The organism is Methylobacillus sp. MM3 (genome assembly GCF_001645185.1).
Classification (GTDB): domain Bacteria; phylum Pseudomonadota; class Gammaproteobacteria; order Burkholderiales; family Methylophilaceae; genus MM2.
In genome coordinates, this window is the sequence record NZ_LXTQ01000050.1 from 123,570 (window position 1) to 137,999 (window position 14,430).

Annotated in this window: 15 protein-coding genes; 4 read left to right on the forward strand and 11 right to left on the reverse strand. The window is 49.8% G+C overall.

Going from position 1 to position 14,430, the window contains the following annotated elements:
- Positions 1–63: 63 nt before the first annotated feature.
- The 3 genes from A7976_RS12525 (at position 64) to A7976_RS14895 (ending at position 2,892) form a co-directional block, all read left to right on the forward strand.
- Complete coding sequence (locus tag A7976_RS12525) at positions 64–1,527, forward strand: hypothetical protein (protein WP_205633519.1); 1,464 nt, start codon at positions 64–66, stop codon at positions 1,525–1,527.
- Positions 1,524–2,429, forward strand: coding sequence for a TorF family putative porin (locus A7976_RS12530; RefSeq protein ID WP_082878126.1), 906 nt, complete (start codon positions 1,524–1,526; stop codon positions 2,427–2,429). The genes A7976_RS12525 and A7976_RS12530 overlap by 4 nt, the downstream gene beginning before the upstream one ends.
- Positions 2,430–2,712: 283 nt before the next feature.
- Positions 2,713–2,892 carry a (4Fe-4S)-binding protein gene (locus tag A7976_RS14895; protein ID WP_240483875.1) on the forward strand — a complete coding sequence of 60 codons (180 nt, stop codon included), beginning with the start codon at positions 2,713–2,715 and terminating at the stop codon, positions 2,890–2,892.
- Positions 2,893–2,988: 96 nt separating this feature from the next.
- Here the strand turns inward: A7976_RS14895 and A7976_RS12535 are convergent, their stop codons facing one another.
- The 11 genes from A7976_RS12535 to A7976_RS12585 form a co-directional block, all read right to left on the reverse strand.
- Positions 2,989–4,032, reverse strand: a complete 1,044-nt coding sequence (locus A7976_RS12535) for an alpha/beta fold hydrolase (protein WP_067112433.1) — start codon at positions 4,030–4,032, stop codon at positions 2,989–2,991.
- A 53-nt stretch (positions 4,033–4,085) separates the two neighbouring features.
- Positions 4,086–5,153, reverse strand: coding sequence for an NADH:ubiquinone reductase (Na(+)-transporting) subunit F (locus tag A7976_RS12540; protein ID WP_067112437.1), 1,068 nt, complete (start codon positions 5,151–5,153; stop codon positions 4,086–4,088).
- 55 nt (positions 5,154–5,208) lie between these two features.
- Positions 5,209–5,589 (reverse strand): group 1 truncated hemoglobin, encoded by a 381-nt coding sequence (locus A7976_RS12545; RefSeq protein ID WP_067112440.1) that lies wholly within the window; start codon positions 5,587–5,589, stop codon positions 5,209–5,211.
- 78 nt (positions 5,590–5,667) lie between these two features.
- Complete coding sequence (locus tag A7976_RS12550; protein WP_205633520.1) at positions 5,668–6,948, reverse strand: fatty acid desaturase; 1,281 nt, start codon at positions 6,946–6,948, stop codon at positions 5,668–5,670.
- Positions 6,949–7,193: 245 nt separating this feature from the next.
- On the reverse strand, positions 7,194–7,829 hold the full coding sequence (locus A7976_RS12555; protein WP_067112443.1) for a response regulator transcription factor: 636 nt from the start codon (positions 7,827–7,829) through the stop codon (positions 7,194–7,196).
- A complete protein-coding gene (locus tag A7976_RS12560) occupies positions 7,826–10,276 on the reverse strand; it encodes a PAS domain S-box protein (protein ID WP_067112446.1) in 2,451 nt (816 codons plus the stop codon). Before A7976_RS12560 ends, A7976_RS12555 begins: the two co-directional genes overlap by 4 nt.
- Before the next feature lie 27 nt (positions 10,277–10,303).
- On the reverse strand, positions 10,304–11,467 hold the full coding sequence (locus A7976_RS12565) for an acyl-CoA dehydrogenase family protein (protein ID WP_067112449.1): 1,164 nt from the start codon (positions 11,465–11,467) through the stop codon (positions 10,304–10,306).
- A 128-nt stretch (positions 11,468–11,595) separates the two neighbouring features.
- On the reverse strand, positions 11,596–11,895 hold the full coding sequence (locus A7976_RS12570; protein WP_067112452.1) for a hypothetical protein: 300 nt from the start codon (positions 11,893–11,895) through the stop codon (positions 11,596–11,598).
- 15 nt (positions 11,896–11,910) lie between these two features.
- Positions 11,911–12,189, reverse strand: a complete 279-nt coding sequence (locus A7976_RS12575) for a Nif11-like leader peptide family natural product precursor (RefSeq protein ID WP_082878127.1) — start codon at positions 12,187–12,189, stop codon at positions 11,911–11,913.
- Positions 12,190–12,566: 377 nt separating this feature from the next.
- The gene (locus A7976_RS12580; RefSeq protein WP_067112455.1) at positions 12,567–13,112 is read right to left on the reverse strand and encodes a TlpA disulfide reductase family protein; all 546 of its coding nucleotides are present in this window, start codon (positions 13,110–13,112) and stop codon (positions 12,567–12,569) included.
- Positions 13,113–13,133: 21 nt separating this feature from the next.
- A complete protein-coding gene (locus A7976_RS12585; RefSeq protein ID WP_067112842.1) occupies positions 13,134–13,997 on the reverse strand; it encodes an MBL fold metallo-hydrolase in 864 nt (287 codons plus the stop codon).
- Between the two features lie 94 nt (positions 13,998–14,091).
- On the opposite strand from A7976_RS12585, the gene A7976_RS12590 reads away from it, so the two are divergent.
- Positions 14,092–14,427: a metalloregulator ArsR/SmtB family transcription factor gene (locus tag A7976_RS12590; protein ID WP_067112458.1), complete on the forward strand. Its 336-nt coding sequence runs from the start codon at positions 14,092–14,094 to the stop codon at positions 14,425–14,427.
- The last annotated feature ends 3 nt before the right edge of the window (positions 14,428–14,430 follow it).

The window sequence follows — 14,430 nt, forward strand, 5'->3', positions numbered from 1 at the left end:
CATGTTTTTCCGTTTTGTGTTGCGCTGGCACTTCCAGCTGCGGAAGCCCACGCGGGTGATCGCATGGATCTAACTGATCTGACCCAAGGCGATCCGTTTTTTTATACCAGCGACCAGAACATCAAGGCCGACGACAAACAGAAGGAACTGCTGGGGATCGGCCGCCCCAACAAGACGCACTCGCAGATTCCGCATCTGCCGTTCTACATCGGCTACATGAACACCAACTCGACCTACCGCTTCGTCACGGTGGCCGAGCAGGTGTTCACCATGATAGGCGAAGGAAAACATGGCTTATGGCGTGTGCAGGAAAATGGCACGGTGCGCGAGTACCTGAAAAAAGGTGCTACCGGCCTGTCGGAAAATGCCGATCTGCTGGCCAAGGAAAACCAGGACCTCATTACGCAGAACTACAGCTCCTTCCTTCCGCAGGAAAGCTGGTCCGGCTATAAATATCCGGACGAAAAACTATCCAAGGACGGCAAGCTCAACTATATCGATCTGCCAATCAACCACCCCAAATACCAGCAGAAATATGCCGGCCACGCACCCATCGACCTGGCCAACTGGTACTGCACGATGTCCGAGAATGATTACCCCTATGCCCAGCAGGCGATGAATTTCGCTTTCAACCAGCCCGGGGCGAATCAGATCGGGCCGCTGGGCAAGCGCGCAGGCCTGGATGTTAAGGAAAACTACACCAAGGTACTCCGGCTGAATCCTCTGCCGGACGCTCGCTCGTGGGTCAATGTCGGCCAGAAAGGCAAAGACAACCTCCATGTCAAATGGGAAGCCGTGGATGCCAGCAAAACCAACGTCGAGTACTACCTTGTCGAGCGGCCATTCTTCAATAAACCCTATCTTTTCGTCACCGCGGTTTACGACAACAAGGACAACACAGACCACCGCTACGTCCGTCCGGAAGGCGCCTATTACGATTCCATAAAGAACAAAAAGCTGAAGACCAAGGTCACCAGCCAACCGCGCTTCCATCTGGAGAATGGAAAACTGGGTAAAGCGGTCGGCTTGCCTATCTATGGCGTCCATCATCCCAACCGCGCGGTATTTGGCGGCGGTGGCGCATGCCCGCTGAAGGGCGGGGACTGGGGGCGCTATCCACAGACTACCGGCGGCTCCGGATGGCCCACTCAATATGAAGAAGTCACTCCCTTGTGCGATTCGGTGCTTGTGGATATCAAGTTCTTCAGCAATCTGGACGGCCGCGACTGGAATGACGCCACCAAGTATCTTGCGAACGCAGGCGTCGGCACCAAGACCGTGACTTACAAAATGCAACCCGGCAATTACGGGGTATTTACCGACCCCTACAACACCAAGCGCGGCGTCAAAAACGCCGACAGCCAGGAGGTTCCGGGCGAGCTAACGGTGACATATCCATCCGTGAACCCGCCGGCTTCCTATGTAAAACCGCCCAAGCTGGAGCTGACCGACAGGATGGTCCCTTCGGAAGCGACCACCTGCCGCCCTGTACATCAAGCCTCATTTGAGAAGGAGTTAGTAAAATGATCCGGCATTCGCAAATTATTAAAATGCTGCCAGCATTGTCTCTAGCCGTACTGGCAGCCCCAAACAGCTGGGCGAATGAGGCTCAACCGGACACTGCCGAATCCGGCTACGCCGAAGTTGGTCCTGCAAAAGCAGCCAAGGAATCCAATAGTTTCATCGAATATCTGGACCGGGAAACCGTACTAGGCGGCAAATTCAGCACCTGGGTCGAACTGGCTTCGGATTATGTATTCCGTGGCGAATCCGAAACCAATGACGGCAAAATCCCATCCATCAAGGTAGCCATCACCTGGACACATCCCAATGGCGTCTATCTTGGCTATTACGGCGCCAACAACCTTTTCCCGGGGGATGATGCGGATGGAAACAACCCCCAGATCAATGCGCTGTGGGGCCCGTATGCAGGCTATTCCGTCAAGGACATCGGGGGCACCGGCATCAACTACAACGGAATGCTGTTCCAATACATTTATCCGGGGAGCCGCGATTCCAATTATTTGGAGATGTTCAATTACATAGACAAACAGTTCGGTCCGCTCAACCTCAAGCTGGAGTACTCACCCACCATCACCGACTGGTTCGGCGTGAAAGACCTGCAATCTCACAACATTGCCGTCCACCCCAGTTGGTCACTGCCGCATGGTTTCACTGTCTCCGGCGGCGTGGGTTATCAATTTTTTGACAACAACGGGCCGCGGCTCGACCTGGATGGTAATGGCAAGGAAGAATTGAACTGGTGGCACTGGAACGCCGGTGTCAGTCGCAAGATATTCGGCTTCAATGTAGACCTGCGGTACCACGACACCGACATCAAAAAGGGAGAGCATGACTTTTATGGCTTCAGCTCCAACCATCAGATCGTCGACAGCCGCGTAGTCATTGGCGTCTCCAAATCCTTTTAGTTTCCGGTAGCAGTCAGAGCTTGATCCAAGCTCTGACTCGCTCACTGACATCTCCATGAGAATCTCTCCATCAGGAGGTTCTTCCTTTAGCCCTCCAACTTGGAGGGCTTTTTTTTTGCTTTCAGCGAACGGTGTCGCATTCTCCGAACAGTCATTCCGGAAATAGCGATGACCAGGTAGTTTTGCGCATAGCAATATGAATAACAAAGCGGAAAATGCATTCGCTACAAACGCTTTTGAACCTTTTGAACATTAATCAGCTATCCAAGACCGGAGGGAATGAATGATGGACGTAGTTTGGGATGAGAAAGCATGCTGCCATAGTGGTAACTGCGTTAAGTCGCTACCCGATGTATTCAAAGTGCAGGATGGGAAATTTGTAATCCAACCTCAAAATGCTAGCGAGGAAAAAGTGCTTCAAGTTGTTGCCGCCTGTCCTGGCCGGGCATTGACAGTTTTATGATCCAATAAAACCGAAGGCCGAATATATTTCAGCCTCATTTAAATAGCGGGCCTCATTTGAGGTCCGCTATTTTTCAAGACACAACCATATCTCTCATTAAGCGTGCAATGCATCAAAAAGTATCTTGTCAATCTGCTCCTTTTCACTAGGAGACATACAAAACATTCCAAAATGTGCCCATAAGCTATTGACGATTCGCAACTCACTATCAGGAATCATTTTCTGTTCTGCTTCACAATCCGCCATGGGGAAAAACATGTCGTGAGTGAATGCAACAACATATGTTTTTGCCTTGATGCCTCCCAGAGCGGCACGCAAATCACCACAGGTATGACGACTTACATCGCCGTGCTTCCATTTCCACCCCATGCAGATGAGATTGTTGGGGTCCATGGGTAGAAAGTACGCATCCCAAAAGCCATGCTGAAAATCCTCCAGGGAGGAAAAGCCCACATCACGCCAGGTTTCTTTTTTATAAAATTCCTGACATAGCCCCATTACACCCCATAGTTGCGAATGTCGGCGCAAGCCAACATGACATAAGCGAGCATCCTCAAAGAAACCATCATTGAAATTTGGATCAGACTTCAAGGCGTCCTCAAAAGCCGTGACCCAAAGATAGTTATGTGGCGTCGTTCTAGCCGTACCTGCAAATGGAACTGCGCATTTCACCATATCTGGAAAACGGACTGCCCATTCATATGTTTGTTGAGCCCCCATTGACCAACCCAGGATGAGTTGCAATTCCTCAATACCGAATTGCTCGGTAATCAGGCGATGTTGAGCAACAACATCATCGCCTATCGTTACCTTTGGAAAGGCTCCGCGGTCATGGGGTGTTGGAGTATTCGAAGGCGAAGAGGAGAACCCATTCCCAAATTGCCCGGGAAGAATGATGAAATACTTCTCTGGATCGAGCGGCCTACCTTTCCCAATAAAACCTTCCATGGCCTTCGGGGTGCCTGACCACATATGAGGAAAGAGGATTGCATTGTCTTTCTTTTGATTTAGTTTTCCATGTGTTTTGTAAAGTAACTTGCAGCCGCGGATGATTTCTCCCATTTCGAGCTTGAAGTCGCCAAGCTCAAATGTCTGGTGAGGCCCGTGCAAATCTTCTGAGTAATACGGATTAACAACCATAATGCACACTCCTTGGTGAGTTTGGTTCTTATAGTCAACTGATCGCAGAATTCCTAAGCCCGCGCCCCTTGCATATTCGAAGCGTCAAAGAATTTGTCGAAGAATATGTTTTCCTGGGACATGCCTCCACGAGCGAGTGCATCAATTGCGCTGTCGATCATGCCGGGAGGGCCACACAAGTAAGCATGGCTGTTGGGTATATCGAAGCCATCGTAAGAAAGGATGTCAGTACAATTGCCGCGCAAACCATTCCAGTCACTGCTTTCTGGTTCACGAGACAAGACTGGTATGAAGTCGAATTGCCCTTTTCCCCGCTCCTTGATCCGCCTCATATCATCCAGGCAATAAAGGTCATCGCGAGTACGCGCTCCAAACACAAAGACAACCCGACGTTGAAAACCACGTTCCGATACCTGCTCAAGAAGAGCCTTGATCGGTGCGAGGCCACTACCGCCTGCAATACATAACATTGGAGCGTTGGAATCCCGCAGCCAGAAAGAGCCATACGGGCCTGTCACACTTACTCGATGCCCCGCTCTATTCTCAGCATGCAGCCATGTTGTCATCTCACCATTCGGAACATGCCGGATGTAAAAGCTGACGTGCCCAGGCAATTCTTTTTCAGGAGCACTCGCAAAGGAATAGGAACGCGGCTTATCGATAACCCCCGGGACGGACAACTCAGCATATTGACCGGCCAGATAAGGTGGGATTGATTCATCGAGCTTGATATGCACTGCAAGAATATCGTGAGTCAATTGACGGGCATTGGCGATCACGCCACCAATACTTTTGGGTGGTGATAATTTCGCTGCTGTCTGATCTAGTGCAACCTCAATTTCGACTTCGCTACGCAGCCTGGTCTGACAGGCCAAAATCATGCCGGCCTCCAGCTCTTCGCCAGACAGAACATAGCTAAAATCATTAAGCGGTTTAATCTTACCGCTGACTAGTCTGCACTTGCATTGCCCACAGCTACCCACCCGACAGTTATGCGGCCAAGCCAAACCCTTATCAAGGGCGGCTTTTAATAGATTGTCCTCAGGCCCCACTTCGATGGAAGTTCCGCTTGGAGAAATATGCGCAACCTGCGGTCCCTTGCGAGAGAAAAAACCAAACACGGCAAAACTCCTTGTGTTAAGCAACGAAGGGCGCCTAATGGCGCCCTTCGTGCATTTACAGGTGAACGACTTCGTTTTTCAGGGAATACAGAATGCAGAGAATCTCGTCTTTTTCACGCTTCCCTACATTGTGCATATCGAGTGCGGCCAGAACATCGTCGCAAACGGCAACAAACTCGACCGCGTTGATGTTCATTCCCTTGTGTGCCGAAATCATATCCTTGCCGGAATAGGTTTCCGGGCCACCAAAACCCGCGCAGCACATCTCAGTAACCAGGCGAATGACATTAGCGGGGTCACTATTGGCATAGCGAGTATTGATGAGCGGATTCTTCATGTGATTGTTGAAGATGTCGGTGGCAATTGCCTCGATGCCTGGCCGCTTCCCCAAGCGTTCATATAATGTGGCGTTTGGGCAGATAGCTTCTGTGTTCATGATGGGTCTCTCCTAAAAGTGGTAATGGATCTATGGCCTGAAGGTGCGAACCACGCCGACTGGGATCGGCGTGAGTAATCACATTGCGTAACTCACCTGAAGCTTGTGCCCCTGGATTGCTTCGGGAGCAACCTCATAGCCAACTTTGCGATTGATTTCTTTCGCAATCTTTCGCTCCTCAGGGCTCGCAAAATCTCGATCCCAGATTGCAAGCTTCTTTTTGTAGACCGCATGCCACAGCGGAGGAATCAGAGCCAATGTGAACTCCGTGTAATAACCGATCATTGCATTCGGAGCGCCTGCGGATGAAGAAGGCTGACCAACACTGGTCAACTCCCAGAAGTGAGTCTCTCCGCGATCGTGGTGATCTGCCTGGCGGCCAATTTCGATGAATGCCCAGCTCGTGAAGGCATTATCGTTGTCCCAGGAATGGCGATACTCGATCGGCTGACCTTTTACGCGGATCAAACCGTAGTGCTCCATGTAATTCAGGGCCTCCAGCTCGAAAGACGAAATCGCCCAAATAGCTGCAATACAGCCCAAGCCAAGCAGGGCACCATTCTGACCGCCCCCCAGATAACCGACCCCGATAAAAAGAGCCAATGTGGGAATACTCATCAGATAACCGCGAATCCAACGATTGGAAAAAGAGAGGAAGGATTTCCCCATCCGCTTCAAACGACGCTGCTCAGTTCTATAGCCGAAGTAGGATTGGCCAATAGTGGAAATGACCCAGTGCTTGTAGAGGCTGCGGCCACGCGGGGCAGTAGCGGGGTCTGTGTCATCCATCATCTTGTTGTTTTCCGGGCCCAGCCATGCACGCCCCAGTTCCAGGTGATGGTTGTAGACATGGGCATAGCAAAATGCAGCGACACCGGACAGACTCATCATCATGCGAGAAATCATGAATCCGAATCCCTTGGTGTGCGAGAGCTCATGACCAAACATGATCCCCAGCCCTTGGTGCATACCTGCACCTACGACGACGGCATAAAGCTCCCATCCCGTGATACCGTTTTGGTAGGCATAACCATTCCACATCATTGTTTCGATGGGAACGCCTGCAACATACTGATAAACCCGCCATGCCACAGCCAGTTGCAGCACGATAAAACTTACCAGCTGGAAGTACATCATTAGATTAAGAATGGTGGCCGAACCAGCTGGCTGCCCATCCTTGTTTACAGCAGCACCCTTGGTATGCAACCCCGAGGTGAGTGTATCCATGGCAATATTGAAGCCGAAAATACCAATACCTATCCATACCCAGGGCCCACCGAACAATACCCCGGCAATAGTGGCAAGTATGCCTAGTGGCGTATACAGATATACAAGATGTCCGAAGACGAGACTGCGCATGATATGGCTCCTTAAATTCCTCAAATATGTTTTATCAGGGAGACGGCAAATCTTGCGAAGCGGCCCGCGAAGGAGGGAGAGGCCATTACAAAACTCACCGTCTACGACCGATACTACAAATGAGGAAGCGTAAGGAAAATCCGGAAAACTACGGGGCGGCAGGTGAAATTACGTGTCGGGAATACTTGTATGAAGCTTTTGGCAGTTAAATCAATATCCTGGAATGAAATCTATTTTCAAGTCATTCAATTATCCAGGTTTTCGGGGTCTGACTTGAGCATCATTTCGATGAGTTGCCCCAACGATTTGACACCCATCTTTTCGGTAATATTGGCACGATGACCCTCTACAGTACGAACGGACAAGCCCAACTCGGAAGCAATGACTTTGTTGGGCTTTCCTTTGCGTAGCAAATCCAGCACCTCACGCTCGCGCGGAGTCAGCGCTGCCAAGCTCTTGCAAGCTTGATTTCTTCGCTCTTCCTGTTGCCAGAGAGCGGAATATTTATCCAGAGCCGCATGTATTGCATCAAGCAGCGTTTGATCATTGAACGGTTTTTGCAAAAACTCAAATGCGCCAGCTTTCATCGCTCGGACAGTAATTGGCACATCACCGTGTCCGGTTACGATGATGACCGGCAACTGGATGTTGCCATGGAACAGCTTCTCCTGAAGCTCAATTCCACTCATGCCTGGCATGCGGATATCCAATACTATGCAGCCTCGCATATCAGGATGAAAAGACGAGAGAAACTCTTGTGCTGAAGCATAAGTTTTAGCTTTCAGGCCAACTTGCTCCACTAGCCAGCGGATGGCGTCTCGAACTGCAGAGTTATCGTCAATAATAAAAACCGTTGACAGGCTCTTTGGATCGCTTTTCATGACGCATGCTCCCTTGTGCTAGGCAATGTGAAACAGAACATTGCACCCGAGTCGGAATTCGACTCCAACCAAAGCCTTCCTCCGTGCGCATCAATAATGCCCTGGCTGATACCTAGTCCAATGCCCAGTCCGTTTTGCTTTGTAGTGAAGAATGGCTCAAAGAGGCGATCGACTATTTCCAGGGAACAGCCTCGACCATTGTCAATGATGCACACGCGAACCCAGTTTCGCTTGTAACGGCCGGCTTTGATAGCGATCCGCCGCTGTCCGGCCTCAATATTGGACAGCGCATCCATGCTATTGCGTACAAGATTCAGCATCACCTGCTCGATCTGGATCGGATCTGCAATCACCATGGGCAATTGTCGCGCAATTTCCGTCTTCAGTTGCACCTGGCTTTGCACTGCTTCAGCGCGTATGAACCCTGCCACCTCATGGATTACATCCTGCAAGTTCACACGTTGTTGGCGGATTTCACCCTTTCTGGCGAAATTTCGAAGACGACGAAATATTGCACCGCCAAGCTCGGCTTGACGTACGACCTGCTCCAGGCCGTAACGGATTTCATCCGGGCTGTACTCATTGTTTTGAATGATGCGCAAACATGTTTGAGCGTAGGTGGTAATCGCACATAGCGGCTGATTCAACTCGTGCGCCAAGCCAGAGGTCATTTCTCCCAGTACGCTCAAGCGCCCGACATGGGCCAGTTCCGCTTTATGAAGCCGATCTTGCTCTTCGGCCCTTACCAGATCAGTGATGTCATGTCCCGTGGAGATGAAATGAGTGATCGCGCCCCAATCATCCTTGAGTGGCGCAATAGTCTTCTGCTCGTGGAAGATGCTGCCGTCTTTCTTGCGGTTTACCAGAACGCCCCGGTAAACACCGCCATTATCAATAACCTGCAACAGCGTTTGATAAAACTCTTCGTCGTGCACCCCCGATCGAAGGAAGTACGTTTTCTGCCCGATGACTTCATCGCGGTCATACCCAGTCAATTGCTCGAATGCTGGATTGACATATTCAATGCGACGCTCGCGATCGGTAATCATGACGGAGTCAGCGGCCTGCTCCAAGGCACCCGATAATTTCCGCATGTGAGCCTCGGTTCGCTCCCGTTGAAGCTCATTGCCTACCCACTGGGACATCAGCTTAAGAATTTCAAAATCGGCGGAACTGAAAGGCGACTGACGGGGCACTGGGCTGGCGAAACACAGGGTGCCGTAGAGGCCGCTTGCAACTGAGACGCGCACGCCAATATAGGCTTCCAGCTTATGCTCCCTGTAACTTGGATGCCTGCACCAATCGCTATCCCCTGCATGCTCGAAAGCTACCGGATCATTTGAATCGACTGTAGCGCTACAGTATGTTTGATCAATATCCTTCGTGACTCCAACCATAAACGCCGGATGATCACTGATGGAATCTTGTATACAAAAAAGATGGTCATCTATACGGGAGAGTATGGCGATAGGCATCCGGAATTGTTCACAGCCCAGCTTCAAGAGGCGATGCAACTTATCCCCAAGGCTGAGCTCATGGTTTGAACTTATTTCATGGAAGGTACGCAGGACCGTTGCATAAAAGCGCAACTCATCTTCAGCCCTCTGTCGTTGCTGATCTGCTGCCACCCGATCCGTGACATCCTGCAGAATCAGCATTGCACCGCGTTGCCCGGTACGATATGCAAGTGGTGCTGGAGTAATTTCCAAAAAACGGATGGACCCGGAAATGCTCTCGATAAGTTCAAAAATCTCCGGCCTTTGCCGATTCATTTCATCCAACGCTTGTTGGAGAAGCGATCTCATGTGCAATCGCTCGTGATCCGGGAACTGCTCCTCAAGTGGGCGCCCGAGAGCACTTCGTTCGCTGACCCTCAAAAGACTCATGGCTTGACGATTCAGGGTCAGAATAGAACCGTTCAGATCGACAGTGAGAACGCCGATCGGTGCATGGTCTAATAGCTGATCAAGATAATGCGTAGCCTCCGGCTGCAGTAAAGGCAAAGTCTCCAACCGGATCTGGGCGCTCGAGATGGTATTTAAATAACGGGTACGCTGCTGACGGCGGCTGACTGAATGTCGAATCGCACTAGAAAGCTCGTCTATTTCAGAGGTTGCCCAAGGTATTACGTCATTGCCCAGGAATGGGCTGAACATGAGGGTGCGTTTGAGTTGTGCGCAACGTGCGGGAAGACTCAATATTAGAATCGGGATATATTTATCGTAGGTATGGATGCGCTGAGCAATCCGCACCGGCTCCTCGATTTCCATACCAAGCAGTACCGTATCTGCCGGGCGTCGACCTTCCTGAAATCGAGAATACAGCGTATCGAGACTTTCCATCGTTTCAATACGCAGCACCACATCCAACTCTTCATGCAATCTTGCTGTGACATCGGGCGCCACACCCACGAGATGCAGTATTCCGTTGTCTGGTTGAGATTCCATAGCTGAGTTGGCCACGTTAGATGACCATTAATCCGAAAGAAGCGGCTGACCCAGCAAAGCCCGACCAATCCAGACGCGCAGAATATCAGTAGTAGGCGACATCAAGTGGGCAGCCCGTGCATCGCGCAGAAGACGATGGAGCTTTGATCCATTGCGATAACCTATGCCGCCGCATAAGGTCATGGCCTCGTTAACTATGCTGACAACGCAGTCAGCCACTTCAACTTTGGCTGCCATGACGGCAGTAAGAGCATCGGGCTCGCCGGCATCAAAACTACTGCCGGCATGATAAGTCAATCGACGCGTTCGTTCCAATACAGCCCAAAGTGAACCCAGGCGATGTTGCAACACGGAGGTTTGGGCCAGACTTGAACCAGTGTGAGTATGATAACGCCGGATCAAATGCCTCCTCGCTTCATCCAGAGCACTGGTTGCCACTCCTAAAAAGGTTCCGGCCATGGCCATCAAAAAGTACGGGGTGACAACGTTGAAGATGTACCAGATTTGATCCCCCTCCTTGCCTAGCAAGTTACTTCGCGGCACACGCACACCTCTCAACTCCATCGTACGTGAAGAGTTGCCACGCATGCCTAATCCATCCCAGTTCGCTCCCCAGTGAATACCCTCGGCTCCAGCCGGTAGCACGACGCATGAAAACTGGCCTATTGGCGCCTCAGGAGAGGCATCCACGGCAGAAATAACGTAAGAGTCGGCATGCCCTCCATTGGTAACAAAGGTTTTGCTGCCAGTAATACTGAATTCTTCTGCAGAAATGGCTTCCAACGCGGTTTGGGGCAAATAAAAGTGCGCACCGGTACCTGCCTCGCTCAGGGAAAGAGTGGTTATATGGCGTCCTTCAGATATTGGTGTCAAAAAGCGCTCCTGCTGATCTGAAGTAGCATTTACAGCGATTACTGACGATCCAACGCAGTGCATGCCAAAGCATATTGCTGTGGAGGCGCACTCTTGCCCCAATGTTTCGCAAACCTTGGCCAGCGTCAGTAATCCATGCCCCTGACCACCATAGGCAGTTGGTATCACTAACCCACCAAAGCCCTCCTGCTGCAGTGCCCGCATTCCCGGCTCAGGCCATAAGGCACCTTTATCCGTTTGTTCTACATTCGGTGCCACAACGTCCTTCGCAATTTCTTGAGCCTTCAGTAACAACCAGGACATTTCTTGGCGGTGCATAGCAATTCACCTCATCGATGACGATAAAATATTTCCGCTCTCATCTTAGCCCTCTTTGTTTTCGAAGATCAGAGAACTACCGGCAACCTATCCATTTATGGAGTTGAAAAAGATTGCCGGTAATTTACTCAGTGGTGATCAATCAATGAGAACGCAAGAACCTTCTCCACACTTTCAATTCTATTGGCGTTGGTACCGACCAAACACTCGCCATGCCTATCGCAACCCCAAAGATGATAAGCCTTGAAATTAAGCAGATCGGCATGCAGCTGCTCGCGATGAGGGATGGATCGGGAATCTAATGAGTCCGAAGCATTTTCTTGAGCAAGCATTTGCTTGATGCGTGCTATTTCGGCCATTAAGTCGCGAGCATGCTCACCGTTCCAACTTCCCACAACGCGACCGCTGGTTGTTTTGATTTCATCCATTTTCACTCTCCACCGTCAGAAACGTTCACGAACCATATTGGTCACGACTTTTGGAATAATCCAATTGCTGCCATTTTTTTGCTCCTGTACAACAATCCGCAACTCGTCAGGAGTGAAATGAATACCCATTGCTGCTGCTAGGTGACAATAGGTTGAAATAAAACTTTCGGCATCACTGGTTGCCTCAAGCTTCTCTAAAAGTTTTGGGTCATGCATGACGATCTCACCAAACTGTCTCATGCTTTTCTCAAAAGGGCGGTTAAGCGCGTCCCTTTCTAATGCCGCTTTTAACATGTATTTCCTCCTCGGTTAAACGTAGTCCAGGCATGGTAGGCCCGCTTATATACCCGGACGCCGCAGCGCCCCTTCGCTAAAAGTTATCCTCCGGATATTTAATAACTATACGAAATATGGATACGATAATTAACCCGTAACCTCACTGATTAATATACGTAGAAATACCTGACAAACAGGTGCAAGACTGGATTGAGAGAGAAGTTAAAGGACTGCGGATGAATTCATGGATACGAGGGGAAAGAAATGAATTCATTAAACAATCACCCTCTCTAATTGCCTGGTTAATTCAGTGGATATTGAATATCCCTTAAACCTTGCGCATTGCGCGCATTGATTAAAAATACTGGCCAGTTTATTAATCGGATTTCGATGGATTATCCAGGCTGCACTTTCAGGAGCTCAGACACATCCTTGTCTATTGCTGCCGGATTGATTCTTCCGAAATATGTTCTGACGATCCGCCCATTTCTATCAAAAATAACGGTGTAGGGAACAACACCTTTATTATTGCCCAACACCCCGGAAAGATTCATGGCCTCCATTTCCCCTGCGAGTAATGGATAACTGACTGGCTTCTTCTTGGCATACGCATCGATTTGTTCGGCGTCGTCAGTGGCGATCCCCAACACCATCACTCCCTTATTGAGATATTTGCTATGTATTTGGGACAGCTCTGGCATTTCTTCGCGGCAAGGCGCGCACCATGTTGCCCAAAAATTGGCAATAATGATTTTGCCTTGCCACTGCTCCAGTGCCTGTATTTTTCCCTGAGCATTGGGAAAGTTTGCCGCAAAGAAATATCGGGCCTCGGGCGACTCACCAGCCCCACTCTTGGCAGTGGAGAGCTTATTTTGCAATAGCGATGCGCCCACCAACAAAATAACGATAACTGGCAATATCCAATGAGATTTTTTCTTCATGTCACTTAGCCGCAGATGTTTCTAAATGCCATTCAAAGGAATTTTCAAATAGCTCAGCCCATTGGATTCTGGCGTCGGCAATTCTCCCGCCCGAATATTGATTTGTATGGACGGTAAAATTAATGTCGGCATCGCGAGGCTGTCGTCCCGCTGTTTACGCATCACGATGAATTCTTCCTCTGTAATACCCTCGTGAATATGGATATTTTTCTCGCGCTCTTCTTTCACCGTAGTTTCCCATTTCGGCTCTCGACTCTCTGGCGGATAGTCGTGACACATATATAAGCGGGTTTCTTGCGGCAAGTTCAGTAATCTTTGCACGGACTGATACAGCGTATGGGCATCGCCACCGGGGAAATCGCAGCGGGCCGTGCCGATATCCGGCATAAAAAGCGTGTCGCCAACAAATGCGATTTGATCCTCTACCAGATACGCCATATCTGCAGGAGTATGACCAGGAACGTGAAGCGCTTTAACCTTAAGCTTGCCGATATTGAATTCTTCGCTGTCTGAAAACAGGTGATCGAACTGGTCGCCATTCATGCTGAAATCCGGCTCCAGGTTAAACACTTTCTTGAAGACACCCTGGACCTCTTGAATATGCTCACCGATTCCGATCAAGCCACCCAGTTTTTTCCGCAAATAGGGAGCCGCGGTTATATGATCCGCATGAGCGTGAGTCTCGAGTAGCCATTGCACTTTCAAGGCATTTTCGTTGACAAATGCTATGACAGCGTCGGCAGAACTCGTCGAAGTCCGGCCGGAGCGCGGATCGTAGTCGAGAACCGAGTCTATGACTGCACAATGACCACCCACATCGTCGTAAGCGATATAGGTAACAGTAAAGGTAGCCTCATCGAAAAACGCTTTGACTTTGGGTATCATCATGACTTTATGGTATTAATGTTGTGGAAATTTCATAATACTAATAAATATATTGTCTGTAAATATTTTATATAGAAAAATAGTGAGAGAGTTTATGAACGGACAATTGACGGATGCCGAGATCGCGATACTCCGGAATTCCGCATCTTCGGCGTGCAATCTTCTGAAGGTTCTGGCTAATGAAGATCGGTTACTGATTCTTTGCCAACTTATCCTGGGAGAGAGAAATGTAGGCGAACTGGAAGAATTACTGGGCATACATCAGCCTACACTTTCACAGCAGCTCACCGTCCTGCGCGAAGAAGGCCTGGTGGAAACCAGAAGAGAAGGTAAATATATTTACTACAAAGCCACCAGCACCGAAGCCATTCAAGTGATGCAAACCCTGTCCAGTCTTTATTGCGGAAAGCTCTTGGCGACCATCCAATAAGAA

What these genes read in the sequence shown, in the direction of transcription:
- A7976_RS12525 (WP_205633519.1), top strand. Translation starts at nt 64, where the DNA reads ATGGATCTAACTGATCTGACCCAAGGCGATCCGTTTTTTTATACCAGC.
- A7976_RS12530 (WP_082878126.1), top strand. Translation starts at nt 1,524, where the DNA reads ATGATCCGGCATTCGCAAATTATTAAAATGCTGCCAGCATTGTCTCTA.
- A7976_RS14895 (WP_240483875.1), top strand. Translation starts at nt 2,713, where the DNA reads ATGATGGACGTAGTTTGGGATGAGAAAGCATGCTGCCATAGTGGTAAC.
- A7976_RS12535 (WP_067112433.1), bottom strand. Translation starts at nt 4,032, where the DNA reads ATGGTTGTTAATCCGTATTACTCAGAAGATTTGCACGGGCCTCACCAG.
- A7976_RS12545 (WP_067112440.1), bottom strand. Translation starts at nt 5,589, where the DNA reads ATGAACACAGAAGCTATCTGCCCAAACGCCACATTATATGAACGCTTG.
- A7976_RS12550 (WP_205633520.1), bottom strand. Translation starts at nt 6,948, where the DNA reads ATGCGCAGTCTCGTCTTCGGACATCTTGTATATCTGTATACGCCACTA.
- A7976_RS12555 (WP_067112443.1), bottom strand. Translation starts at nt 7,829, where the DNA reads ATGAAAAGCGATCCAAAGAGCCTGTCAACGGTTTTTATTATTGACGAT.
- A7976_RS12560 (WP_067112446.1), bottom strand. Translation starts at nt 10,276, where the DNA reads ATGGAATCTCAACCAGACAACGGAATACTGCATCTCGTGGGTGTGGCG.
- A7976_RS12565 (WP_067112449.1), bottom strand. Translation starts at nt 11,467, where the DNA reads ATGCACCGCCAAGAAATGTCCTGGTTGTTACTGAAGGCTCAAGAAATT.
- A7976_RS12570 (WP_067112452.1), bottom strand. Translation starts at nt 11,895, where the DNA reads ATGGATGAAATCAAAACAACCAGCGGTCGCGTTGTGGGAAGTTGGAAC.
- A7976_RS12575 (WP_082878127.1), bottom strand. Translation starts at nt 12,189, where the DNA reads ATGTTAAAAGCGGCATTAGAAAGGGACGCGCTTAACCGCCCTTTTGAG.
- A7976_RS12580 (WP_067112455.1), bottom strand. Translation starts at nt 13,112, where the DNA reads ATGAAGAAAAAATCTCATTGGATATTGCCAGTTATCGTTATTTTGTTG.
- A7976_RS12585 (WP_067112842.1), bottom strand. Translation starts at nt 13,997, where the DNA reads ATGATACCCAAAGTCAAAGCGTTTTTCGATGAGGCTACCTTTACTGTT.
- A7976_RS12590 (WP_067112458.1), top strand. Translation starts at nt 14,092, where the DNA reads ATGAACGGACAATTGACGGATGCCGAGATCGCGATACTCCGGAATTCC.